The sequence below is a fragment of the Sporosarcina sp. P17b genome (assembly GCF_002743115.1).
GTDB lineage: Bacteria > Bacillota > Bacilli > Bacillales_A > Planococcaceae > Sporosarcina > Sporosarcina ureae_C.
In genome coordinates, this window is sequence record NZ_PDYP01000001.1 from 135,718 (window position 1) to 159,873 (window position 24,156).

24 protein-coding genes are annotated in these 24,156 nt (G+C 41.4%); 22 read left to right on the forward strand and 2 right to left on the reverse strand.

All coding sequences use genetic code 11. From position 1 onward, the window contains the following. Window positions 1–140: 140 nt before the first annotated feature. Window positions 141–1,826: an Rqc2 family fibronectin-binding protein gene (locus CSV76_RS00695; RefSeq protein ID WP_099624480.1), complete on the reverse strand. Its 1,686-nt coding sequence runs from the start codon at window positions 1,824–1,826 to the stop codon at window positions 141–143. A gap of 281 nt (window positions 1,827–2,107) precedes the next feature. Between CSV76_RS00695 and gmk the strand changes: the two genes are divergently transcribed. From gmk to spoVM, 13 genes are all read left to right on the forward strand, one after another. Beyond that, complete coding sequence (gene gmk / locus CSV76_RS00700) at window positions 2,108–2,725, forward strand: guanylate kinase (RefSeq protein ID WP_085428594.1); 618 nt, start codon at window positions 2,108–2,110, stop codon at window positions 2,723–2,725. A gap of 3 nt (window positions 2,726–2,728) precedes the next feature. Further along, the gene (gene rpoZ, locus CSV76_RS00705; protein WP_085428595.1) at window positions 2,729–2,953 is read left to right on the forward strand and encodes a DNA-directed RNA polymerase subunit omega; all 225 of its coding nucleotides are present in this window, start codon (window positions 2,729–2,731) and stop codon (window positions 2,951–2,953) included. Between the two features lie 77 nt (window positions 2,954–3,030). After that, window positions 3,031–4,251, forward strand: a complete 1,221-nt coding sequence (gene coaBC, locus CSV76_RS00710; RefSeq protein WP_099624481.1) for a bifunctional phosphopantothenoylcysteine decarboxylase/phosphopantothenate--cysteine ligase CoaBC — start codon at window positions 3,031–3,033, stop codon at window positions 4,249–4,251. Next, a complete protein-coding gene (priA, locus tag CSV76_RS00715) occupies window positions 4,241–6,649 on the forward strand; it encodes a primosomal protein N' (RefSeq protein WP_099624482.1) in 2,409 nt (802 codons plus the stop codon). Before coaBC ends, priA begins: the two co-directional genes overlap by 11 nt. A 29-nt stretch (window positions 6,650–6,678) precedes the next feature. Continuing rightward, window positions 6,679–7,176, forward strand: coding sequence for a peptide deformylase (gene def / locus CSV76_RS00720; protein ID WP_099624483.1), 498 nt, complete (start codon window positions 6,679–6,681; stop codon window positions 7,174–7,176). Next, the gene (gene fmt / locus CSV76_RS00725) at window positions 7,173–8,111 is read left to right on the forward strand and encodes a methionyl-tRNA formyltransferase (protein ID WP_099624484.1); all 939 of its coding nucleotides are present in this window, start codon (window positions 7,173–7,175) and stop codon (window positions 8,109–8,111) included. Before def ends, fmt begins: the two co-directional genes overlap by 4 nt. Further along, a complete protein-coding gene (rsmB, locus tag CSV76_RS00730; protein WP_085428600.1) occupies window positions 8,108–9,448 on the forward strand; it encodes a 16S rRNA (cytosine(967)-C(5))-methyltransferase RsmB in 1,341 nt (446 codons plus the stop codon). Before fmt ends, rsmB begins: the two co-directional genes overlap by 4 nt. 28 nt (window positions 9,449–9,476) lie before the next feature. After that, on the forward strand, window positions 9,477–10,235 hold the full coding sequence (locus tag CSV76_RS00735; RefSeq protein ID WP_099624485.1) for a Stp1/IreP family PP2C-type Ser/Thr phosphatase: 759 nt from the start codon (window positions 9,477–9,479) through the stop codon (window positions 10,233–10,235). After that, complete coding sequence (pknB, locus tag CSV76_RS00740) at window positions 10,232–12,235, forward strand: Stk1 family PASTA domain-containing Ser/Thr kinase (RefSeq protein WP_099624486.1); 2,004 nt, start codon at window positions 10,232–10,234, stop codon at window positions 12,233–12,235. Before CSV76_RS00735 ends, pknB begins: the two co-directional genes overlap by 4 nt. 12 nt (window positions 12,236–12,247) lie before the next feature. After that, on the forward strand, window positions 12,248–13,129 hold the full coding sequence (gene rsgA / locus CSV76_RS00745; RefSeq protein ID WP_085428603.1) for a ribosome small subunit-dependent GTPase A: 882 nt from the start codon (window positions 12,248–12,250) through the stop codon (window positions 13,127–13,129). A 2-nt stretch (window positions 13,130–13,131) separates the two neighbouring features. Then, on the forward strand, window positions 13,132–13,800 hold the full coding sequence (gene rpe, locus CSV76_RS00750) for a ribulose-phosphate 3-epimerase (RefSeq protein ID WP_085428604.1): 669 nt from the start codon (window positions 13,132–13,134) through the stop codon (window positions 13,798–13,800). Next, window positions 13,797–14,450: a thiamine diphosphokinase gene (locus CSV76_RS00755; RefSeq protein WP_085428605.1), complete on the forward strand. Its 654-nt coding sequence runs from the start codon at window positions 13,797–13,799 to the stop codon at window positions 14,448–14,450. The genes rpe and CSV76_RS00755 overlap by 4 nt, the downstream gene beginning before the upstream one ends. Window positions 14,451–14,464: 14 nt before the next feature. Next, window positions 14,465–14,626 (forward strand): stage V sporulation protein SpoVM, encoded by a 162-nt coding sequence (gene spoVM / locus CSV76_RS17105; protein WP_099638033.1) that lies wholly within the window; start codon window positions 14,465–14,467, stop codon window positions 14,624–14,626. A 352-nt stretch (window positions 14,627–14,978) separates the two neighbouring features. Here the strand turns inward: spoVM and rpmB are convergent, their stop codons facing one another. Further along, the gene (gene rpmB, locus CSV76_RS00765; protein WP_085428606.1) at window positions 14,979–15,167 is read right to left on the reverse strand and encodes a 50S ribosomal protein L28; all 189 of its coding nucleotides are present in this window, start codon (window positions 15,165–15,167) and stop codon (window positions 14,979–14,981) included. 214 nt (window positions 15,168–15,381) lie between these two features. On the opposite strand from rpmB, the gene CSV76_RS00770 reads away from it, so the two are divergent. The 9 genes from CSV76_RS00770 (at window position 15,382) to rnc (ending at window position 24,156) form a co-directional block, all read left to right on the forward strand. Then, window positions 15,382–15,744, forward strand: coding sequence for an Asp23/Gls24 family envelope stress response protein (locus CSV76_RS00770; RefSeq protein ID WP_085428607.1), 363 nt, complete (start codon window positions 15,382–15,384; stop codon window positions 15,742–15,744). Window positions 15,745–15,762: 18 nt separating this feature from the next. Continuing rightward, window positions 15,763–17,418, forward strand: a complete 1,656-nt coding sequence (locus CSV76_RS00775; protein ID WP_085428608.1) for a DAK2 domain-containing protein — start codon at window positions 15,763–15,765, stop codon at window positions 17,416–17,418. Window positions 17,419–17,534: 116 nt separating this feature from the next. After that, a complete protein-coding gene (gene recG / locus CSV76_RS00780) occupies window positions 17,535–19,574 on the forward strand; it encodes an ATP-dependent DNA helicase RecG (RefSeq protein ID WP_085428609.1) in 2,040 nt (679 codons plus the stop codon). Window positions 19,575–19,673: 99 nt separating this feature from the next. Next, window positions 19,674–20,246 (forward strand): transcription factor FapR, encoded by a 573-nt coding sequence (gene fapR / locus CSV76_RS00785; RefSeq protein ID WP_085428610.1) that lies wholly within the window; start codon window positions 19,674–19,676, stop codon window positions 20,244–20,246. Between the two features lie 6 nt (window positions 20,247–20,252). After that, complete coding sequence (gene plsX / locus CSV76_RS00790) at window positions 20,253–21,245, forward strand: phosphate acyltransferase PlsX (RefSeq protein ID WP_085428611.1); 993 nt, start codon at window positions 20,253–20,255, stop codon at window positions 21,243–21,245. Further along, complete coding sequence (fabD, locus tag CSV76_RS00795) at window positions 21,242–22,186, forward strand: ACP S-malonyltransferase (protein WP_085428612.1); 945 nt, start codon at window positions 21,242–21,244, stop codon at window positions 22,184–22,186. The genes plsX and fabD overlap by 4 nt, the downstream gene beginning before the upstream one ends. Continuing rightward, window positions 22,186–22,932 carry a 3-oxoacyl-[acyl-carrier-protein] reductase gene (fabG, locus tag CSV76_RS00800; RefSeq protein ID WP_085428613.1) on the forward strand — a complete coding sequence of 249 codons (747 nt, stop codon included), beginning with the start codon at window positions 22,186–22,188 and terminating at the stop codon, window positions 22,930–22,932. The genes fabD and fabG overlap by 1 nt, the downstream gene beginning before the upstream one ends. Window positions 22,933–23,043: 111 nt before the next feature. Further along, the gene (locus CSV76_RS00805; protein WP_085133672.1) at window positions 23,044–23,283 is read left to right on the forward strand and encodes an acyl carrier protein; all 240 of its coding nucleotides are present in this window, start codon (window positions 23,044–23,046) and stop codon (window positions 23,281–23,283) included. Window positions 23,284–23,388: 105 nt separating this feature from the next. Further along, a complete protein-coding gene (rnc, locus tag CSV76_RS00810) occupies window positions 23,389–24,156 on the forward strand; it encodes a ribonuclease III (protein ID WP_085428614.1) in 768 nt (255 codons plus the stop codon).

Below are 24,156 nucleotides of genomic sequence, written 5' to 3' on the forward strand. Positions count from 1 at the left end.
CCACTTACGATCAACTGGTGTCTTTTTCAAAACGTAGAACTATGATGCATTATTTTTTGAAAAAAGATAGAAAAGAAACCTGTAATAGCAGGAATTCTCTTCTATCTTAATTAGTTTGAAATTTATATCTAGACAATACTTTATTTTCTTAGTTTACGGACCAAGTCTTCATCCGGTGTAACGAATACGGTTTTTTGTTCGAAGTAGATGACGAATCCGGGTTTTGCGCCGGATGGTTTTTTGACGTGCCGGATTCCTGTGTAGTCTACTGGAACAGATGACGACTCGCGTGCTTTACTGAAGTAAGCGGATAGTGCGGCTGCTTCTTCGATTGTTTGAGCATCTGGGTCGGTGTCGTGTATGACGACGTGAGAGCCAGGTATGTCTTTTGTGTGTAGCCATATGTGATCGCGTGCTGCTAGTTTAAATGTTAGGTAGTCATTTTGTTTATTGTTTTTTCCGACTGAGATTGGAATGCCTGTGGAAGAAATGAAAGCTTCTGGTTTTGGTTTTTTCAGTTTTGCTTTCTTTTTGCTTCTACGGGCACGCATAAATCCGAGTTCTATTAGTTCTTGACGTATTTCTTCTATATCGATTGGGGAAGCTTGGTAAACTTGCTGTTTTACCATTTCAAAGTATTCAATATCGTCTTTAGTCTTTTCAAGTTGTTCCGCAATCCGAATTAGTGCAGTTTTTGCTTTGGCATAACGGGAGAAAAAGCGTTGTGCGTTATCGATTGGTGATTTTCTTGGATCTAGCGGAATTGTGACAGTTGTACCTTGTTCGTAGTAATTTTCTACCGTCACTTCTTTATCACCTTTATGCAACTTATAGCTGTTTGCAGTTAACAACTCACCGTATAGTTTTAACGTGTCCAAATCTTGTGCCGTTTCTTGCTCTTTTTGAAGCTTCTTTGTTTTGTTTTCTAGCTTTGCAATTTCATTCGATAACCAGCGTTCGAGGTCAATAGCTTGTGACTTCACACGTTCGCGTTCGGCTCTGGCAAAATATACTTTATCCAGCAAATCGCCCAGTGTAGAGAATGTTTGCGTTGTTCCTTCTGTATGTGTTAATTCAATGGCTGAGAATAAAGTTTTTTTGTCGTTTTCCACGACTGTCGGCTTCATAGTATCTACATGGAAGCTATTGAGAAACTCGCGCCAAATGGTAAAGGAAGGCTCGTTTTGCTTTACGCGGTACAATAATTCAGCCGCAGTTAAAGGAGAGAAGCCCGCAAATTGTTTCACGATGTCTTTTGGTTCGTGAAACGCTCCAACAAGTGTATTAAATTCTGTTTCTGTTACTTCAAACGGATCTAGTTTATCTTGTGGAGGTGCAGGAATATAGGGCTGTCCAGGTAAAACTGTACGATAACTATTAACAGAAGGCGGCAAGTGCTTCATACTGTCGATAATCATATCGCGTGAAGCATCAAGTAAAATTAGATTACTATGTCGCCCCATAATCTCAATAACTAACTTTCGCTCGATCTGGTCACCTAATTCATTTCTCGCTTGCACACTTATATTCACAATTCGGTCATTCTCATGTTGTTCAATTGACGTAATCATCCCGCCTTCAAGCTGCTTTCGCAACACCATACAAAATAACGGTGGCTCAGGGGGATTCGTCAACACTTCTTCAGTCAACTGCAACCGTGAGAAAGAAGGATGCAAAGATACTAATAATTTATGATTTTTATTATTGGCTCGGATTTGAAAAATAATCTCCTGCGAATTCGGCTGATGAATCTTCGAAATCCGACCAGTTTTCAGTTGTTGCAGTTCGCTTACTATTGCTTTCGTAAATAAACCATCAAATGCCATACGGATTCCTCTTTCATTTCGTTTTGTTCCATTTTAGCACTCATCGTATGATTATGGTATAATATGAACAGATTGCACACATGGGCCTACGTAGTCTAACTAGACAAATCTTTATGAATTGTTCTTTCGATTCTAAATGTATGTATATGATATCTAGTTGATTGTAGTGGAAAGCGTCCCACCTGGAAGGGAAATCAACGGGGCTATCTACTTTAATTATCGTATGTATAGGTTATAATTAGGAATGGCGTGCTAATGAATACATAACAAAGAGGGATTACATGTACAAACATCGTGGACTACTAATTGTCCTTTCTGGTCCATCCGGCGTCGGAAAAGGAACTGTTCGGAAAGAACTATTCTCAAGCCCGGACACCAATTACGAATATTCCATCTCCATGACCACAAGAAACCCGCGTGAAGGGGAGGTCGACGGTGTCGACTACTTCTTCCGTTCAAAAGAAGTCTTTGAAAAAATGATTGAAGAAGGAAAACTTCTCGAATACGCAGAATATGTAGGGAACTACTACGGAACACCACTCGACTATGTCAACGCAACATTAGACGCTGGTCGTGACGTTTTCCTAGAAATTGAAGTAGTCGGCGCAGCACAAGTACGTGAAAAAGTACCGAACGGTCTGTTTATTTTCTTGGCACCTCCAAGTTTAAGTGACCTAGAAAGTCGTTTGATTGGTAGAGGTACAGAAGCATCCGATATTATTGCAGACCGTGTATTAAAAGCAAGGGAAGAACTCGAAATGATGCACCTGTACGATTATGTAGTAGAGAACGACGAGGTCTCCAAAGCATGTGATCGGGTCAATGCGATTGTTACGGCAGAGCATTGTAGAAGAGAACGTGTGGAACAGAGATACTTACAGATGTTGGAGGGAGAATAAACTATGTTATATCCATCAGTTGATTCACTAAAGGGAAAAGTAGATTCTAAATACACGCTAGTCACACTTGCAGCTAAGCGAGCACGTGAACTACAGGAAAAAGAAAATGAATTACTTCACTCATACCGTTCGGTGAAAAGTGTGGGCAGAGCACTTGAAGAAGTAGCCGCAGGCGTTTTGATCAATGAAGCAGCAGATGAATCAATCATTTATGAAGATGAAGTTTGATTTGAAATAAAAAACAACTCCCTAAGAATTCAATCGTTCTCAGGGAGTTTATTATTTTCGGAAAGGAAATGAGTTTCATGAAGATAGATAATAAAAATATTTTACTCTGCGTAACAGGTGGTATTGCAGTATATAAAGCCGTTGCGCTAGTCAGTAAATTATCCCAAGCTGGAGCTAATGTAAAAGTCGTCATGACGGATTCAGCAAAAGAATTTGTTCAACCATTATCCTTTCAAGTGATGTCACGCAATGATGTATATTTTGATACATTTGATGAAAAAGACTCTCGTGTCATTGCACATATCGATTTAGCGGACTGGGCCGATTTAGTAGTTGTAGCACCTGCCACCGCTAACGTAATTGGTAAGCTTGCAAACGGAATTGCAGACGATATGGTAACGACTATTTTACTAGCAACAGAAGCAGACGTGTGGATTGCACCTGCTATGAATGTACATATGTATGCCCACCCTGCTGTTATGCGTAATATTGACCAATTACATGCGGATGGCTATCAATTTATCGAACCTTCAGAAGGTTTTTTAGCTTGCGGTTATGTAGGCAAGGGTCGCTTAGAAGAACCTGAAAAAATTACTGAATTAATTCGCAATCACTTTAATGGAGTTACTTATCAGCCTTTGCACGGCAAAAAAGTGGTCATTACAGCTGGACCGACTCGTGAACGTATAGATCCCGTCCGCTATGTATCCAATTTTTCAAGTGGCAAGATGGGCTACGCAATGGCGGAAGCTGCACAAAAACTAGGTGCTACGACTGTGCTGATTTCAGGACCAGTCGAGCTACCGGTTCCGACTGGCGTTCAAGTGATATATGTAGAAAGTGCTGCAGAAATGTTTGATGCTGTAATGAGTCAGTATGATGATGCTTCCATTGTAGTGAAGTCGGCAGCCGTTGCAGATTATCGTCCGAAAAATATACATGGTCAGAAAATGAAGAAAAAAGATGGCGATGATGTACTCGAATTGGAGCGGACAACCGATATTCTGAAAACGTTAGGACAGCGGAAAGAAAATCAATTATTAGTCGGCTTTGCTGCTGAAACTACAGATGTGGTAGCCTACGGTCAAAAGAAATTGGAGTCTAAAAATCTGGATTACATTATTGTCAATGATGTGACTGACCCAGACGGCGGTTTCGGTAGTGACACGAATGTTGTGACATTACTTTCTAGAGAAGGAGAAGCAATCCCTTTTTCAGCCATGCCAAAAGATCAATTAGCCGAACGGTTATTTGAAACGATTATTCAGCAAGAAAGTAGTAAGCTGCATGATCGCTGAAGTCATTGTGGATGTAGCAGCCTATCCAATCGACCGTCCATTTGATTACGCAGTTCCTGTTGAGTGGGAACATGTGATGGAACCAGGCTTACGGGTTAAAGTTCCTTTTGGTCCGCGGAAAGTTGCGGGCTATGTTACAGCGATCAAAGAAGAAAGCGAGCTGGATAGTAACAAGATAAAACCACTAGCCGAAATTATAGATTTAGAACCGGTGTTATCTGCAGAGTTATTGGCACTGTCGAAGTGGATGGCAACGGAAACGATCGCTTATGAAATCGATGCACTGCAAGTAATGTTACCCGCTGCTATGCGTGCTAAATATGAAAAGATTATGACCGTCATCAAACCGGATGAACTCAACGAATCATTTCGCACATTTTTAGGTAACCGCCAGCAAGTGACGTTAAAAGCAATTCAAGATGCTAATTTATTAAATGAAGTAAAGAAGTATAACGAACAGGGAATTGTTGAAATCGATACAGCGATCCAACAGAAAACTAAGATGAAAAAAGTACGTATGATTCATATACCGGATGCCACTCGACTAGAAATTGCATTGGAAGAAACGCATCCAAATGCTAAAAAACAACGTGAACTACTCAGTTGGTTATTGCTTCATCCGACAGAATCAGTAGAGGCGAGTAAGCTCCTCAATGAATCCGGTGTAGCATCGAGTGTACTGAAATCACTTGTAGACAAAGAGATAGTCGAGCAATCACAGGTCGAGGTGTATCGTGAGTTAGAATCACCAAAAATGAAGGATAGCGGTAAACCGGAACAGCTAACAGATGAGCAACAAGTTGCGCTTTCTGCTATTGAACTTTCGAGTGATAAGCATATTCAAGAGACGTTTTTACTTCATGGTATTACAGGAAGTGGAAAGACGGAAGTGTATTTGCAGGCCATCGACCATGTGTTAAAACAAGGTAAAGAAGCGATTGTGTTAGTACCTGAAATTGCATTAACTCCTCAAATGACGGCCCGGTTTAAAGGACGATTTGGAGAACTAGTAGCTGTCTTACACAGTGGTTTATCCGCTGGTGAAAAGTATGATGAATGGCGTCGGATTCATCGCGGCGAAGTAAAAGTTGCGATTGGCGCACGTTCAGCGGTATTTGCTCCTTTCACGAATTTGGGATTGTTGATTCTGGATGAAGAACATGAGTCTACGTACAAACAAGAAGAATCGCCAAGGTATCATGCACGAGATGTAGCTATTTGGCGAGCAGAATATTATCAATGTCCTGTTATCTTAGGTAGTGCGACACCTTCACTGGAGTCTTATGCCCGGGCTTCCAAAGGGGTGTATTCATTATTGACCCTTTCAAAACGTGCGAAGAATCAAGCGTTGCCGAGTGTTGAAGTGGTAGATATGCGTGAAGAGCTTAAAACAGGAAATCGCTCTATGTTTTCTATTGCACTCGCTGAAGGCATTCGCGAACGATTGGCACGCAAAGAACAAATTGTTCTGCTGTTAAATAAACGTGGCTTTTCGAGTTTTGTTCTCTGTCGTGATTGCGGAACGGTTGTTGAATGCCCAAACTGCGACATTTCATTAACCTACCATCGTGCAAGTGAAAGTCTGAAATGTCACTATTGTGGTCATGAAGAACGGGTACCTCTTGAATGTCCTGAATGCACAAGCGAGCATATTCGATTCTTTGGGACGGGAACGCAAAAAGCACAAGAGGAACTATATAAATTAGTACCTGAAGCACGCGTTATTCGGATGGATATTGATACGACAAATACTAAAGGTGCTCATGAGCGTTTGTTGCATGATTTTGGTGAAGGAAAAGCAGACATTTTACTTGGTACTCAAATGATTGCCAAAGGGCTTGATTTTCCACGCATCACTCTTGTAGGTGTATTGGCTGCGGATACATCTCTCCATTTAGCCGACTTTCGGGCTGCTGAGAAGACATTCCAGCTTTTAACACAAGTGAGTGGTAGGGCAGGACGTGATCAGTTACCGGGTGAAGTGGTCATTCAGACATATGACCCTGAGCATTATGCGATTGAGTTATCTAAGACACAGAATTACGTGCCTTTTTATGATATGGAGATGGATAGAAGACGATTGCTTGGCTATCCACCCTACTATTATGTGACGGTTGTACAGTTCAGTCATGAAGATGTATTAAAAGCTGCAGACTATGCACATAAAGGCACTGCATTTATGGCGGAGCGTCTATCACAAGGAACGGTCATCATTGGACCGACAGCTGCGGCGATCAGTCGCCTCAACAATAGATATCGTTACCAAAGTTTGATAAAATACAAACAAGAACCTGCTTTAATTCCGGTTCTGCAACAACTTTTGAAACACTACAAAACAAGTTGGGCAAAAGACGGCTTGGTTATGTCGATTAACCGTGAACCAACATCGATCTTTTAACCTTTCGATGAAGAAATGAGGAAATTATTTTGACTATATTAGAAATCGTTAGGCATCCATCACCTATCCTGACGACTCCATGCGAGGAAGTTACTGTATTTGATGAAAAACTGGGTGTTTTACTAGATGATATGTATGAAACAATGGTAGAGCATGACGGTGTGGGAATAGCAGCTCCACAAGTGGGTAAGTCTATTCGTGTAGCCATTGTAGACTTCGATGAAGAACAAGAAATTATCGAAATGATCAATCCTGTCGTTACGGCAATTGGAGGATCTGAAGTAGAAGTCGAGGGGTGCTTAAGTTTCCCAGGACTATTCGGAGAAGTAGAGCGTCCTTTCCATGTGAAAATTGAAGCACAAGAACGGGACGGCAGTTTATATGAATTAGAAGCAGAAGGCTACGAAGCGCGAGCAATCTTACATGAAATCGACCATTTGAATGGCATTCTATTCGATAAAAAGATTACACGCGTAGTGGATCCATCTGAATTTGAAGACGAAGATGAAGAGGAGGGTGACGAATGACGAAAATCATTTTCATGGGAACTCCTGAATTTTCTGTAGGTGTGTTGACGATGCTACATAATGAAGAATATGAAATTCTCGCTGTCGTGACACAACCAGATCGTCCAGTAGGTCGCAAGCGCGTATTGACACCACCTCCCGTAAAGGAAGAAGCAGTACGCTTAGGATTGCCTGTTATTCAGCCAGAAAAGCTAAAAGGTTCTGCGGAGTTACAGGAAATTCTCGAACTCCAACCAGATTTGATTGTGACGGCTGCATTCGGTCAATTGCTTCCGATTGAACTGCTCGAAGCACCAAAACTTGGTTGTATAAATGTTCATGCTTCTTTATTACCTAACTATCGTGGTGGTGCACCCATTCATCAGGCAGTCATGGATGGTCAGAAAGAAACAGGCGTTACGATCATGTATATGGCGGAGAAATTGGATGCGGGGGATATCATTTCGCAAGTCATTACACCAATTGAAGAGACCGACGATACAGGGACGATGTTTACAAAGCTTTCTAAAGCAGGTACTTCATTATTAAAAGAAACATTACCTTCCATCCTTGCTGGTACAAATGAGCGTATAGTACAGGATGAGACGCAAGTGACATTTGCAAGAAATATCTCAAGAGAACAAGAGCGAATTGATTGGACAAGTTCAGCACGTTCGATATATAACCAAGTACGCGGGTTACATCCGTGGCCAGTCGCTTATACAAAGTTTGCCGGTGATCAAGTGAAGATTTGGTGGACTCAGCTGGAGGAACAATTATCTGATGCAACGCCTGGAGAAATCGTCGGTCTGGAAAAAGATCGTATTATAGTACAAACAGGTGAAGGCACTATAGCCATTACAGACTTACAACCAGCAGGTAAAAAACGAATGACAGCCACCGTGTTCTTAAATGGAATCGGATCAAAATGGCAAGTGGGAGACAAATTTGAATGACAAATTATAAAAAGAAGATTTGGCGAGGCAATGTACGCGATGCAGCATTATCGATGTTAATGCAAATTGAAGAAGAGCAAGCTTACAGTAATTTATTGCTCCATAAAACGATTGAAATCTATGATCTTCAATCAAAAGACCGTGCATTATTGACAGAGTTAACATATGGTACGTTACAGCAGCAAATGACGCTTGATTATTATTTAGCACCGTTTGTGAGAGGGAAATTACAGCCATGGGTTCGGCAGTTACTTCGTCTGTCTGTCTATCAAATCATTTATCTCTCCAAAATACCTGAGCACGCGATTGTTAACGAGGCAGTAAAAATTGCCAATAAGCGAGGCCATAAAGGAGTTTCGTCCATGGTGAACGGTATTCTTCGCTCAATCTACCGTGAAGGTGTACCTTCATTAGATGAAATTGAAGATCCTATTACTCGTTTGTCAATCGAGACTAGTCACCCGGAGTGGTTGATCCGAAGATGGATTGAGCAATACGGTATGGAAGAAGCTACCGCAGCGGCAGTAGTCAATAATCAACCACCTATTACAACAGCTCGAATCAATAGAACCAAAACGAATATTGGTGAAGTCATCGGCCTACTAAAAAAAGAAGGCATTACTGCAATAGCGGGTACTCTTTCAGATAGTAGTATCCAAGTGGAGTCAGGAAATTTGGCTTCTACAGAAGTATTCAAACAAGGGTTGTTGACGATTCAAGATGAGAGCTCTATGCTTCCTGCCATTGCATTGCAAGTAGAACCGGGTATGCGCGTATTGGATATGTGTGCTGCTCCAGGAGGTAAAACTACTCATATAGCAGAGCGTATGAAAGATGAAGGGGAAATTCAGGCACATGATCTGCATGCACATAAATTACGTTTAATTGAGCAAAATGCAGAACGACTTGGGTTGAGTTCCATTCATACAAATAGTGGAGATAGCAGGGAATTATTGAAAACATACGAACCTCAATCTTTTGACCGCGTATTAGTAGATGCGCCATGTAGTGGATTAGGGGTTATTCGTAGAAAGCCTGAAATCAAATACAAAAAAACCATTAAAGATATTGAAAATCTTACAGTCATTCAAAAAGAACTACTTGAAGTTGCTAGTCAACTAGTGAAGAAGGATGGTCTTTTAGTTTATAGTACATGCACAATCGATAAGTCCGAAAACGAAGAGATTGTAAAATGGTTCTTGAAAGAGCAACCAGACTTTGTACTAGTTCCACTTCATATTCTAGAGAATGAAACGAAGAATGGCTACTTACAGATTTTACCTCACGATCATCAAAGTGACGGTTTCTTTGTCGCGACGTTACAAAGAATCAACTAACCAGACCAATTGGAATGGAGGGTAGCCCATGGAGTATGAAATACGCTCTGATACAGGACGGAAACGAACAGTAAATGAAGATGAAGCTGCGGTATTCGTTCATTCTGAAAAACAGACGATACTCGCAGTGGTTGCAGACGGAATGGGTGGTCACAAAGGTGGAGATTACGCCAGTGCCACAGCTGTACGGATGATAGGCGAGCAATTCATGTCCGCTGATAGAGACGTAGTATCGGAGCAGGACTGGGTTGACTTGCTGTATGACACAGTGGTGGATATTAATCAATTTTTATTCACAACTGCTCAAGAAGATGTCACCTATAAAGGCATGGGAACTACACTAGATCTTGCATTGATCTTGGACAATCAATGCATCGTCTTTCACGTAGGAGACAGCCGGATTTATCAAGTAACGGGTAAAGCGATTCGTCAAATAACAAAGGATCATTCTTTTGTTAATGTGCTGATTGATAGTGGAGAAATTACGGAACAGGAAGCTGAAGTACATCCGCAACGGAATTGGATTATGAAAGCTGTGGGCTCTGAGAAGTCTATCGTACCTGACCGTTATTCGTTTCCATTACTAGCCCACTCCTTTTTGCTACTTTGCACAGACGGTTTAAGCAATAAAATCGAAAAGGAAACAATGCTTGATATTATGTTGCACGAAAGTTCGTTGGCAGAAAAAGCAGATAAATTTATAGAGCTAGCGAATCATCGCGGTGGTGAAGATAATATTACAGTTATACTACTGGCAATTCCTGAAATCGAGGTGACTCACGTATGATTGGAAAACGAATTGGTAAACGTTACGAAATTATTCGGGTCATCGGTGATGGGGGAATGTCCAGAGTGTATTTGGCGCATGATGTAATACTGGACCGCGATGTAGCGATCAAAGTACTGCATTATGATTTTGCCAATGAAGAAGAGTTGAAAAAACGATTTCAGCGGGAAGCGCTATCCGCGACGAGCCTGACACATTCACATATTGTAAATATCTTTGATGTCGGCCAAGAAGATGAACTCCATTACTTGGTGATGGAATACATAGCCGGCAAAACACTGAAAGACTATATTCATACTCACGGTGCATTGTCGGCAGAACATGCAGTGTCAATTATGCAACAGCTTGTCTCCGCCATATCACATGCGCACCATAATGGCATTGTGCATCGTGATATTAAACCTCAAAACGTGTTAATGAATGGTGAGGACGATGTAAAAATAACAGATTTCGGAATTGCGATGGCTTTAAATTCCACAGCTCATACGAAGACGAACTCTGTAATTGGAACGGTCCATTATTTGTCTCCTGAACAAGCCAGAGGCGGTATGGCTACGAAACGATCTGATATATATTCACTCGGTATCGTATTTTATGAATTACTTACAGGGGAGCTACCTTTTTCTGCAGAGACTGCGGTGGCAATTGCATTGAAGCATTTACAGGAAGAAACGCCATCTGTTCGTGATCAATTTCCTGACATCCCTCAGAGCGTAGAAAACGTTATTTTAAAAGCTACTGCTAAAGATGCAATCTATCGATACGCTACCGCAGATGATATGTATGATGACTTACTAACCGTTTTATCTGCTGATCGATTGGATGAAAGTAAATTCGCCTTGCCTTTTGATGATGATAAAACCATGGCTATTCCTGTAATTAAAGACATCCCGAAATCTGTCGTTGCAGAAGATACTATGAAAATCAATCCAGTACAACCTGAGCCAGTAAGTCCTGTTAAAAAGAAAAAGAAGAAATGGCCATTTATTTTACTCGGTGGTATTCTATTGATTTCTTTACTAGTATTCGTAATGTTTATGTTGATGAAACCTAAAGAAATTATCGTACCTAAAGTAGTAGGGGAAGAAGAACTTGCAGCTACAGAGATACTTGAAAAAGAAGGCTTTGTTATAGATGAACGCTTCGAAGAGACGTCAGATGAATATACTATAGGCCAAGTAACGAAAACAGTACCTGAAGCGGGGAAGAAGCGCAAAGAGGGCGATGGTGTCAAAATATTTGTCAGTACAGGAAAAGATACGATGATTCTGAGTGATTATACAGGACGTAACTTTGAAGCGACTAAACGTTTTTTAGAAGGTTATGGATTTTTGCCAATTGAATTAGTCGAAGTTTATGCTGATGAACCAAAAGGTACAATCATTAGTCAGCAACCTGAAGCTGATCAACCTGTCATTCCTGAAGAAACAGAATTAATCTTCACAGTAAGCAAAGGAAAAGAACTCCAATCATTGGACGATCTATCGGGCATGTCTGCAAAACAGTTGGAGGATTATGCTAAGAGAACTGGATTGAAAATTCATATCGTTAGTGAAGAATCCTCGGAAAAAGTGCCAAAAGGACATGTAGTTTCTCAAAAACCTTCTAAAGGTGAAAAAATGGAAAAGGGACAAAGAGTGGATGTCGTGGTGTCAAAAGGACCTGCTTCTAAGCCTGTCAAATTATTGGTGAAAACTATTACCATCCCATATGAGTCCCCTGAAGAACCAATAGAAGAGGATAGTACAGACGGTGAAATAGATACCGATAACAATCCCCAAACAAAACCTGAGCCCGAAATAATTCCGCAAAAAATTCAAATATATATACAAGATCGTACACACACAATGAATGATCCAATAGAAGAATTTGAAATTACGGAAGATACAACGCGCAAGGTTACCATTGAACTTCAAGAAGGTGATCGTGGTGGATATAAAATCATGCGAGATCAAACAGTTATTGAAGAAAATAAGTATGACTATAAAGATTTAGAATAGAGGAGGAGTTCGATGGCAGAAGGCCAGATTCGAAAAGCTATCAGTGGTTTTTATTATGTAGAGCATAATGGTGAATTGATTCAATGTAAAAGTCGCGGAGTTTTTCGACTGAAGAAAATTAATCCGTTGGTAGGAGATTTTGTTACGTATGTACCGGATGGAGACAATGATGCGACGATTACGGAAGTTCATCCGAGAAAAAGCGAATTAGTCAGACCACCAATTGCGAACGTAGATCAAGCTCTTCTTGTTTTTTCAGTTGTTGAACCCGATATGAGTCTCCGTTTACTTGATCGTTTCTTGACAGTTATTGAATCTCATCAGTTGGAACCAATTTTGTATATTTCCAAAGAAGATATCGCGACCACGAAAAAGCTGGAAGACAATGAAGTGAATCTAGCTTATTATCAAAAAATAGGGTATACCATCTTGCGTAATATCGATCATGAAGATTCTTTACTTGAAACGCTTCGCCCGTATTTTAGTGGCAAAACTACTGTACTCGCCGGCCAGTCAGGAGTGGGGAAATCTACATTATTAAATACGATTTTACCCGAATTGCAATTAAAAACAGGTGTGATATCTGATGCGCTTGGCCGTGGTAAACATACTACGCGCCACGTAGAGTTACTTGAAGTAGCCGATGGGTTGGTCGCCGATACGCCCGGATTCAGTTCGTTAGATTTTGAACATATCGAAAAAGAAGAGCTGAGAGACTATTTTGTGGAGATTTCAGAAGCCGGTGAAAGCTGTAAATTCAGAGGCTGCCTTCATATGAAAGAACCTGGCTGCGCAGTGAAAGCGCAGGTAGAGCAAGGAATAATTTCTGAAGGTCGGTATAAAAATTACATGTTATTTTTGCAAGAAATAATGGATAGAAAGCCGAGGTACTAAGTATGATAAAAATTGCACCGTCTATTTTAGCAGCAAACTTTGCAAAACTTGGAGAAGAAGTGAAGGAAGTAGAGAAAGCAGGAGCAGAACTGATTCACATCGATGTAATGGATGGACATTTTGTTCCGAATATTACAATGGGACCGATTGTGGTTGAAGCGTTGCGTCCATTGACTGAATTACCGCTTGATGTCCATTTGATGATCGAGAATCCTGACGCCTATATCGAGGATTTTGCGAAAGCAGGTGCTGATTATATTACGGTACACGTAGAAGCTTGCCCTCACTTGCATAGAACTTTGCAGTTGATCAAATCGACGGGTGTGAAACCAGGTGTCGTATTGAATCCGCATACGCCAATTGAGCAAATCATGCATGTCCTAGAAGATATTGACATGGTATTGTTCATGACGGTTAATCCAGGTTTTGGCGGTCAGTCGTTTATCCATTCCGTTCTACCCAAAGTGAAGCAACTCGCTGAACTCATTAAAGAGCGCAATCTCTCCATTGAAATTGAGATCGATGGTGGAATTAACGAAGAAACTATTAAGCCTTGCGTAGAGGCTGGTGCAACAATATTTGTAGCGGGATCTGCAATTTATAGTAAAGAAGATCGTGCTAAAGCGCTTCAAGCTATTAAGTCTGCAGGCGAGAGTGTGATGGCAAAATGAAATACGCCATCGTGTGTGCAGCAGGTCCTATAGAAGAAGTGGTCGACTTAGCTGAATACGATCAAGAAGATACGGTATATATCGGTGTAGACCGTGGTGCATTGTATTTATTGGAAAAAGGGATTCAGCCCACTGAAGCGGTTGGTGATTTTGACTCTGTAACAGAAGAACAGTTTGAAAAGATCAATTCGAATGTAGAAATTGTCCATCGTGCTAATGAAGATAAAGATGAGACAGATACGGAACTTGCTGTGCAACGAGCGCTTTCATATGAACCAGATTATATTATTTTAACAGGCGTGACGGGTGGTCGTTTGGATCACTTACAGTCCGCATTGCATTTATTGTATCGCATGCAATCGGAAAATCGTAAAGTGAAATTCAAAATACACAATACCACAAATGATATTCGTGTCATGCTTCCTGGCGTGAGACGTGTAAAGAAGGATTTACGCTATCCTTATACATCCTTTTTCTCGTTCGGCCCCGTCGTGACAGGGCTGACGTTGACAGGATTCAAATATGAAACGGTGAATGAACGATTGGAAATCGGTGTTACTCGCTTTACGAGTAATGAAACAGTGGCGGATGTTTGTACTATCTCTTTCCGTGAGGGCATATGCTTAATGGTAAGGAGTTCAGATTCCTGAAAGGAGTTGGGGATTTGCGAGTATATACATTCACATTGCCGAAGTTTGTCAGTAACATTGTGAGAAAGTGCGCAGTAGCTTTCCAAAAGGACAGCCGTACTAAATCAACCGTTGCTGCCAATCCAAAAGCCGCCAAGACAAAAAAACGCAAAAAAGAAAAATCACAAAGCGCCTAAGTGGTGCTTTGTGTTTTTTTTTTTTTTTTTTGTAAAGGCAAAAAAGCGCCTTTATGGCAATTCCTCCAACATCTGTCGAGGCTACCAAGGCGCTTTCAGCTTTAAATCATATCTAGCTTCAGACGGCAACCGCTCGGGACACTTCAGGCTAGAAGATAAAGGCAAAACCCGCCTTTATTTTCTAGCCCTCCAGTGCCTGTCGCGGCTAAACGCCGTCTTCAGCTTTTAATTATATCCAGCTTCAAGCGCCAGCCTCTCGGAATGTTTCGAAATTGCCATAAAGGCAAAAAAGCGCCTTTATGGCAATTCCTCCAACATCTGTCGAGGCTACCAAGGCGCTTTCAGCTTTAAATTATACTCGTTGTACTTTGCCTGATTTAAGAGCTCTTGCAGAGACCCAAACGCGTTTAGGTTTGCCGTCTATTAGGATTCTAACTTTTTGAAGGTTAGCGCCCCAAGTGCGCTTGCTAGAGTTCAGAGCGTGTGAACGAGAGTTACCAGCACGAGCTTTTCGTCCAGTTATAACACATTGTTTAGCCATTTTAGTTCCTCCTCGTGAATTATTTAGCGATTCACGTTACAATTCGCATACCATAGTACTTTATCATAAGCGTTGAATCGATGCAACAATTTATTTTGATACTTTCAAGGTTTTTTCCTTTACACTATCTTTTAATGGTTTCAATACTTTCATTCTTGATGAATTACCGTATAATGTACGTATGATGTGTCTAGGGATGGGGAGGAGAAGAGGAATGTCAATCGAACTTAAAAATGAGCATGGGACGATAGATATTACGAATGATGTAATTGCACAAGTAGTCGGTGAGGCTGCGGTCGAGTGTTATGGAATTGTGGGAATGGCTTCCCAACACCAAATTCGCGATGGGCTTACGGAAATCCTCCGCAAAGAAAACTTTTCTCGTGGCGTGATTGTGCGTAACGAAGGTGATGCATTCCATATTGATATCTACGTCATTATGAGCTATGGCACAAAAATTACTGAAGTAGCCTATCAAGTACAATCAAAAGTGCAATATATAGTGAAAACGACGTTGGGACTATCAGTGAGTTCTATAAATATTTTTGTTCAGGGTGTTCGTGTAACGAACGTGTAAAAGGAGGCCTTCAAGTCAATGACTTCAATTAATGGATTGCAATTTGCGAAGATGGTAGAAATGGGTTCGCATCATCTTCATCAAAATGCGGATTATGTGGATTCTTTAAATGTATTCCCGGTGCCAGATGGTGATACGGGAACGAATATGAATTTATCCATGACATCCGGCGCGAAAGAAACAGAAAGAAATGCACAAGAACATATTGGTTTGACTGCACAGGCATTCTCAAAAGGATTGCTTATGGGTGCACGCGGAAATTCAGGTGTGATTTTATCCCAGTTATTCAGAGGATTTAGTAAGCAAATTGAAAAAGAAGCGGAAGTAAACGTTAAACAATTTGCAGAGGCGCTGAAGTACGGTGTCGATACAGCTTATAAAGCTGTGATGAAGCCTGTAGAAGGAACTATTTTGACGGTTGCCAAAGATGCTGCCAATGCGGCAGTGGAACATATTGAAGATGCGTCTGATTTAATTGCATTGCTGGAAATCATTGTGGAAGAGGCAAAAGCTTCTTTGAAACGTACACCTGATCTATTGCCTGTTTTGAAAGAAGTTGGCGTAGTAGACAGTGGTGGACAAGGTCTTGTATATGTTTATGAAGGATTTTTGGCATGTCTAAAAGGTGAAGAATTACCTGAAAAGGTAGTTATGCATTCAATGGATGACTTAGTGAATACCGAGCATCATCGTAGTATTCAGGGCTTTATGAACTCAGAGGACATCGAGTTTGGCTATTGTACAGAATTCATGGTCAAACTGGATTCAGATAAGCTTCTAGATCAACCTTTTGACGAAGCTGTATTCCGACAAGACTTAAGCGAACTGGGTGATTCACTACTTGTTATTTCAGATGATGAAGTAGTAAAAGTACATATCCACACAGAGGAACCAGGAGATGCTTTGTCTTACGGACAGAAATATGGTTCGTTAACGAAGATGAAAATCGATAATATGCGTGAACAACATAGCGATATTATGGATCGAGATGAAGTGTCAACACAGAGACCGGCTCAACACAAATATGCAATTGTAACGGTTTCGATGGGTAAAGGAATTGCTGAGCTTCTAAAGAGTATCGGAGCATCTGCAGTGATTGAAGGTGGTCAGACGATGAATCCTTCTACGGAGGATATAGTCAAAGCCATTCAAGAAATTGGTGCTGAGAAAGTATTGATCTTGCCAAACAATAAAAATATTATAATGGCGGCTGAACAAGCGGCTGAAGTATTGGATATTCAAGCGGCGGTTGTGCCGACGACATCCGTACCAGAAGGCCTAGCAGCTATTTTGGCATTCAACCCGGAAGCGACAGTAGAAAAGAATGCTCAAACGATGTTACAAGCATCTTCTTCTATTAAAACCGGACAAGTTACTTACGCGGTTCGTGACACATCGATTGATGGCATAACTATCCATAAAGATGATTTCATGGGACTCGCTCAAGGGAAAATTACTAGCTCTAATCCTTCATTGGAAGATGTGGCGAAGAACTTAATATCTTCCATGATTGATGAGGAAGATGAAATTGTCACGATTATTTATGGTGAAGACGTGACGACTGAAGAAGTGGAAAAAGTCAGTAGCTATATTGAAGAACAATTTGATCATATCGATATAGAATTATATGCTGGAAAACAACCGCTTTATCCATACATTATATCTGTAGAATAAACACATCACGTTGTCCTGTAAGTAGGGCAACGTTTTTATTTTCCTATCTTTTCATGGTAAACTTAAAAGAAGAACATCCGTTTTCTAACTTGATATGGGGAGGGGGTAGATTTCGTATGGAAAATATTTTGAATAATAGTGTCGGAACTGTAAAAGGAATAGGTAAAGCAACGACAGAGCAATTTGGAAAATTAGGGATTTTGACGATCGAAGACTTGCTGTATACATTCCCATACCGTCATGAAGATTTTCGTATGAAAGACTTGACTGAAACACCGCATGGCGAACGCGTTACTGTGGAAGGACGAATCGAGTCCGAACCAGCAGTTTTTTATTCTGGAAAGAACCGTTCAAGAATGCAGGTCCGTTTATTAGTCGGTCATCATTTGATAAAAGCTGTGTTTTTCAATCAGCATTATTTAAAGGATCGTCTACTTCCAGGGATGCAAATTAATGTAACTGGAGCATGGGACCGAGGACGTCAGGTGATTACGGTCAATCGTTTACATACTGGTGAGCAAACTGACTTCGAGCCGGTGTATAGTTTAAAAGGAATTATGCACCAAAAAACATTTAGGCGCTACATGCGAACTGTAATCGATCTAACAGCGCAATATGTAACAGAAACGTTGCCGCAAGAGATACTCAGTGCGTACAAATTACCTTCTATTTCACAAGCTTTAGAAATGGTCCATTTCCCGACTACGCCTGAAGACGTCAAGCATGCTCGTAGACGCTTTGTTTATGAAGAGCTATTACTATTTCAATTAAAGATTCAAGGCATGAAAAAATTACGTAAAGAGCAGGAAAAAGGACTTGTTATTCAATACGATCTAGATTTGCTGAAAAAGTTCATCAGTACGTTGCCATTTGAACTTACAAATGCACAAAAACGTGTAGTGAATGAATTATGTGCGGAACTGAAATCACCACTCCGAATGAATCGTTTACTGCAAGGAGATGTGGGCTCAGGTAAGACGGCTGTAGCAGCTATAGCCTTGTATGCAGCGGTTACGGCAGGTTTTCAAGGGGCATTGATGGCACCAACAGAAATTTTGGCTGAGCAGCATGCCGAATTATTGGCCAATTGGTTCGAACCTTTCGGTGTTACTGTCGCTTTTCTAGCTGGATCTACTAAAGCGAAAGCGAGAAAAGAGTTGCTGGAACGTTTGGAGGTCGGAGAGATTGACTTGCTGATTGGAACGCACGCACTCATCCAACCTGAAGTGCAGTTTCATAAACTAGGCTTTGTTGTGACAGACGAGCAGCACCGTTTTGGCGTGCAACAACGTCGTGTCTTGCGTGATAAAGGTCTAAATCCTGATGTGCTATTCATGACAGCCACACCTATTCCTAGAACACTGGCAATTACGGTATTCGGTGAAATGGATGTGTCTATCTTAGATGAATTGCCGGCCGGTCGGAAAGAAATTGAAACACATTGGCTGAAAGAAGATTCCTTAATACCTGTGCTACAAAAGATGGAAAAAGAGTTGAGGGCAGGAAGACAAGCCTATGTCATTTGTCCTTTGATCGAGGAATCAGATAAATTGGATGTCCAAAATGCAGTTGAGGTACACGCGGAACTAAGTAATTATTTTGGTGGTCGCTATACGGTAGGCTTAATGCATGGTCGTTTGCCTTCGACTGAAAAAGAACAAGTCATGCGGGAGTTCAGTGAAGGACAGTTGAACATACTCGTTTCAACGACTGTTGTAGAAGTTGGCGTCAATGTGCCGAACGCAACCTTCATGCTAATTTACGATGCGACTAGATTCGGTCTTGCCCAGCTACATCAACTTAGAGGACGTGTAGGACGTGGTTCTGATCAATCATACTGTGTATTGCTTGCGAATCCATCTTCAGAAGAAGGCAAGATGCGTATGCAGTCGATGACGGAAACGAACGATGGATTTATTCTGGCTGAGAAGGATTTGGAGTTACGGGGTTCAGGCGATATTTTCGGCAAGAAACAAAGCGGGATGCCAGAATTTAAAATGGCTGATTTGGTCCATGATATTAAAGTGCTCACTATAGCACGTGATGATGCAGAACGTTTATTGAATTCGGATGCATTTTGGACAGGCGACGAGTATGCTACTTTACGCAAACGACTTGAGCAGTCAGGTGCACTCACTGATAAGAGGATAGATTGATAGCTGTGCAACTACTATATTCTATTCCTCTTGCAATCTGTTTTAGCTCTTTATATACTTAGTGTTAATACCAAGTGCTAATCTGGAGGGGTGTAGTAATTGAAAGTTCCTAAACATGAGAGGCAACAATTACTCGTAACGCTACTTGAAGAAGATCCATTTCTAACGGATGAGGACATTGCCCAGCATTTCTCCGTGAGTATCCAAACCGTCCGACTGGATCGAATGGAATGCCGTATTCCAGAGTTGAGAGAGCGGCTGAAATCGGTAGCGTCACAACAAATATTAGGTACAGTAAAATCCATGCAAACAGAAGAAATCTTTGGTGAAATTATCGATGTGGAATTAGATAATAAAGCACTTTCGATCTTTGACGTCACGGAAGCACATGTCTTCAAGAGAAATGGTATTGCGAGAGGACATCATTTATTTGCACAGGCGAATTCATTGGCTGTTGCGGTTTTGGATGATGATTTGGCTTTGACTGTCCGTTCTTCGCTTCATTTCCAAAAACCAGTGAGAGCAGGAGATCGTGTGGTATCTCGTGCCATAGTGCGTAAGGAAACCTTGAAAAATAAAAGTACGATCGTCGATGTTCTGTCAACTGTAGAGAGTGAGCCTGTTTTCTCAGGAGAGTTCCAGATGTATCGTACGACAAAAAAAGGCAGGTAATTACAGATGATTATTGCAGTAGACGCAATGGGTGGAGATAATGCCCCTGGAGAGATTGTCAAAGGAGTAATACAGAGCCTTCATGCATTTGATGACATCAAGATACATATATTTGGTGATGAGCAAAAAATGGCACCATTCCTCGAACCGCATCCACGCCTTCAAGTTGTGCACTGCTCGGAAATCATTGAACCGGATGATGAACCTGTGCGCGCAATTAGAAAGAAAAAAGATGCTTCCATGGTACGTATGGCGCAGGCGGTAAAAGATGGTGAGGCACAGGCGTGTGTGTCAGCGGGCAATACTGGCGCACTCATGTCAGCAGGACTATTTATCGTGGGACGCTTGGATGGAATCCAAAGACCGGCACTGGCACCGACCTTACCTACGATTGATGGTAGTGGTTTTGTTTTGCTAGATGTAGGAGCGAATTCAGATAGTAAACCATCACAGCTAGCGCAGTTTGCGATTATGGGCAGCATCTATGCAGAAAAAGTGCGGGGTATTGAAAAACCCCGTGTCGGATTATTAAATATCGGCACAGAGGCTGGAAAAGGGAATGAGCTAACGAAACTTGCTTATGCCGAGTTGCAAGCTGCACCAGTCAACTTCATCGGTAACGTGGAATCACGTGACTTGTTAAATGGTGTGGCTGATGTCGTAGTCACGGATGGCTTTACAGGGAATATGGTGCTGAAAACGATTGAAGGAACTGCAATGAATGTGTTTTCCATGATTAAAGACGTATTTATGTCATCATTGAAAACCAAGCTTGCGGCAGGATTGGTTAAAGATGATCTCAAAGGATTAAAAAAGAAAATGGATTACTCGGAATACGGTGGAGCAGGATTGTTTGGTCTGAATCAACCCGTCATCAAAGCGCATGGTTCATCCAACGCCAATGCACTTTTCAATGCAGTTCGCCAAGCGAGAACCATGGTACAATACCAAGTATGTGAAAAGATTAAAGAAACAATCGGAGAGGAAGAGGAATCTTGAGTAAACTGGCATTTGTTTTCCCAGGACAAGGCTCTCAAGCCGTGGGGATGGGTAAAGAATTCATAGAGAAGAACGAGTCGTCTAAGCAATTCATGCAGAAAGCGGATGAAGCCCTTGGTTTCGAACTGAGTAAATTAATACTTGAAGGTCCACAAGACGAGTTGACGTTGACTTATAATGCGCAACCCGCTTTACTAACTGTGGGTGCGATGATCGCGGCACGTTTGGAACAAGAAGGCATTATACCTGATTATTCAGCAGGCCACAGTCTAGGTGAGTATACAGCGCTTGTTGAATCCAAGGTGCTTTCGTTCGAAGATGCAGTAGTCGCTGTGCATAAGCGTGGTCTATATATGAATGAAGCAGTACCTGCAGGCAAAGGTGCAATGGCTGCCATTCTTGGAATGGATCGTGAAGTCTTGGAATCGATTACGGCCAATATCACAGAGTCAGGACATCCAGTACAAGCAGCAAACTTAAACTGCCCTGGACAAATTGTTATTTCAGGTGCAAAAGTTGGCGTGGATAAAGCATGTACAGCTTTAAAAGAGGCTGGTGCAAAACGTGCATTGCCATTGAATGTCAGTGGACCATTCCACTCCATACTCATGGAACCAGCTGCCGAGGAATTACAAAAAACGCTTGAAGATATTGACATGAAGGATGCAGAAATTCCGGTTATTGCAAACGTTACTGCAGACGAAGTAACGAAGCAGGATGAAATAAAAAAATTATTGGTAGAGCAACTTTACTCTCCTGTACGTTGGGAAGAGTCTATTGAAAAACTACTTGAACTTGGGGTTACTCGTTTCGTAGAGTGTGGTCCAGGAAAAGTATTGAGCGGCTTGATCCGTAAAATAGATCGTACAGCTAAAGTGTACCCGGTTTATGATGAAGAAACGCTTGAGAAGTTGCTAGAAGAAGCGAAAGGGTGGTCATGATGGGAAGGTTTGATGGGAAAACAGCAGTTGTCACAGGAGCTTCTAGAGGGATTGGACGCACTGTTGCTTTACGCTTGGCTTCTGAAGGCGCAAAAGTAGTTGTCAATTATAGCGGTAGTCAAGACAAAGCAGAAACCGTAGCGGCAGAAATACGTTCGGCAGGTGGAGAAGCACTAGTCATTCAAGCAAACGTATCGGATGCTGATCAAGTGAAAGCTATGATGGACGAGACGATCAAACACTTTGGTAGTATTGATATCCTTGTCAATAATGCTGGCATTACGCGAGATAACTTATTAATGCGCATGAAGGAAGATGAGTGGGATGATGTGTTATCCATTAATCTAAAAGGCGTATTCTTATGTACTAAAGCTGTCACACGTCAAATGATGCGTCAGCGTTCAGGAAGAATCGTCAACCTCGCTTCTGTTGTAGGCGTTGTTGGAAATGTAGGACAAGCAAATTATGTGGCGGCAAAAGCAGGCGTCATTGGTTTGACCAAAACGACAGCAAGAGAATTGGCGGCACGTAATATTTTAGTGAATGCCGTAGCACCAGGATTCATCACAACAGATATGACAGATGAATTGGGCGATGACATGAAAGAACAACTATTGTCAACGATTCCTTTAGGTAAGCTTGGAAGTGCTGAAGATGTAGCGGGCACTGTCGCTTTCTTACTATCCGATGAGGCAAAATATATTACCGGTCAGACCATCAATGTAGATGGCGGTATGGTGATGTAATTGACCTACTTCTTTGAAAGCGCTATTTATGGTTGCGTAACAAGGGGACTAACCCCTATAATTCAATAGTAGCTAATGTGCCGACTTTGGCCTTGAGAGGAGGTGACTATGTTGTCAACAGTACTTGAGCGCGTAACAAAAGTAGTTGTCGACCGTCTAGGTGTCGATGAAAGCGAAGTAAAACCTGAAGCTTCTTTCCGTGAGGATCTTGGAGCTGATTCACTAGATGTAGTAGAACTTGTTATGGAATTTGAAGATGAGTTTGAAACTGAAATTTCTGATGATGATGCAGAGAAAATTGCAACTGTCGGAGATGCAGTAACGTACATTACAGCAAAAGTAGGCGAATGATCTTTTAGGTGAGACACTTTCTTCCTTTCATCTGAAAAGAAGAAAGCGTCTCTTTTCGCTTTAAAGCGCATATATAAAATTAATAGATGAGAGGCAGAGTAGTTTATGAAAAATAAAAGAACATCGAAAGATCAAGCATCCCATCCTACATTGCCACAAGCTGTACGCGAAAAATTCACCATGCTACAGCAAGAACTAGGCGTTCAATTTGAAGATGAGAATCTATTGTACAATGCATTTACCCACTCATCCTATGTCAATGAACACCGTCGCAAGAAGTTTTCCGATAATGAACGATTGGAATTCCTTGGAGATGCTGTTTTGGAGCTTGGAGTATCAAAGTTTTTATTCCGCACAGAACCTGCAAAAAGCGAAGGGGAACTTACGAAACTTCGTGCAGCGATTGTATGTGAGCCATCACTTGTTAAGTTTTCGAATGAATTAAACTTCGGTGATTATATTCTTCTTGGCAAGGGGGAAGAATTGACTGGCGGAAGAATGCGTCCAGCATTACTTGCGGATGTATTTGAAGCATATATCGGTGCGCTCTACTTGGATCAGAGCATGGAAGTCGTTGAAGAGTTTCTAAAACGAATCATTTTTCCGAAAATTAGTATCGGAGCTTTTTCGCATGTGACAGATTATAAAAGTCGCCTGCAAGAGTTAGTGCAGCAAAAAAATAACGGACCTCTTCAGTACGAAGTCATAGAAGAAAAAGGTCCTGCACATGCGAAAAAGTTTGTTACCGTAGTCAATCTCAATGATCAACAACTTGGAAAAGGAATAGGTAAATCCAAGAAAGAAGCGGAACAGGAAGCTGCCCGTCGTGCGATTGAACATTTATCGATGCAGACAAACGAAGGGGAGAACTAA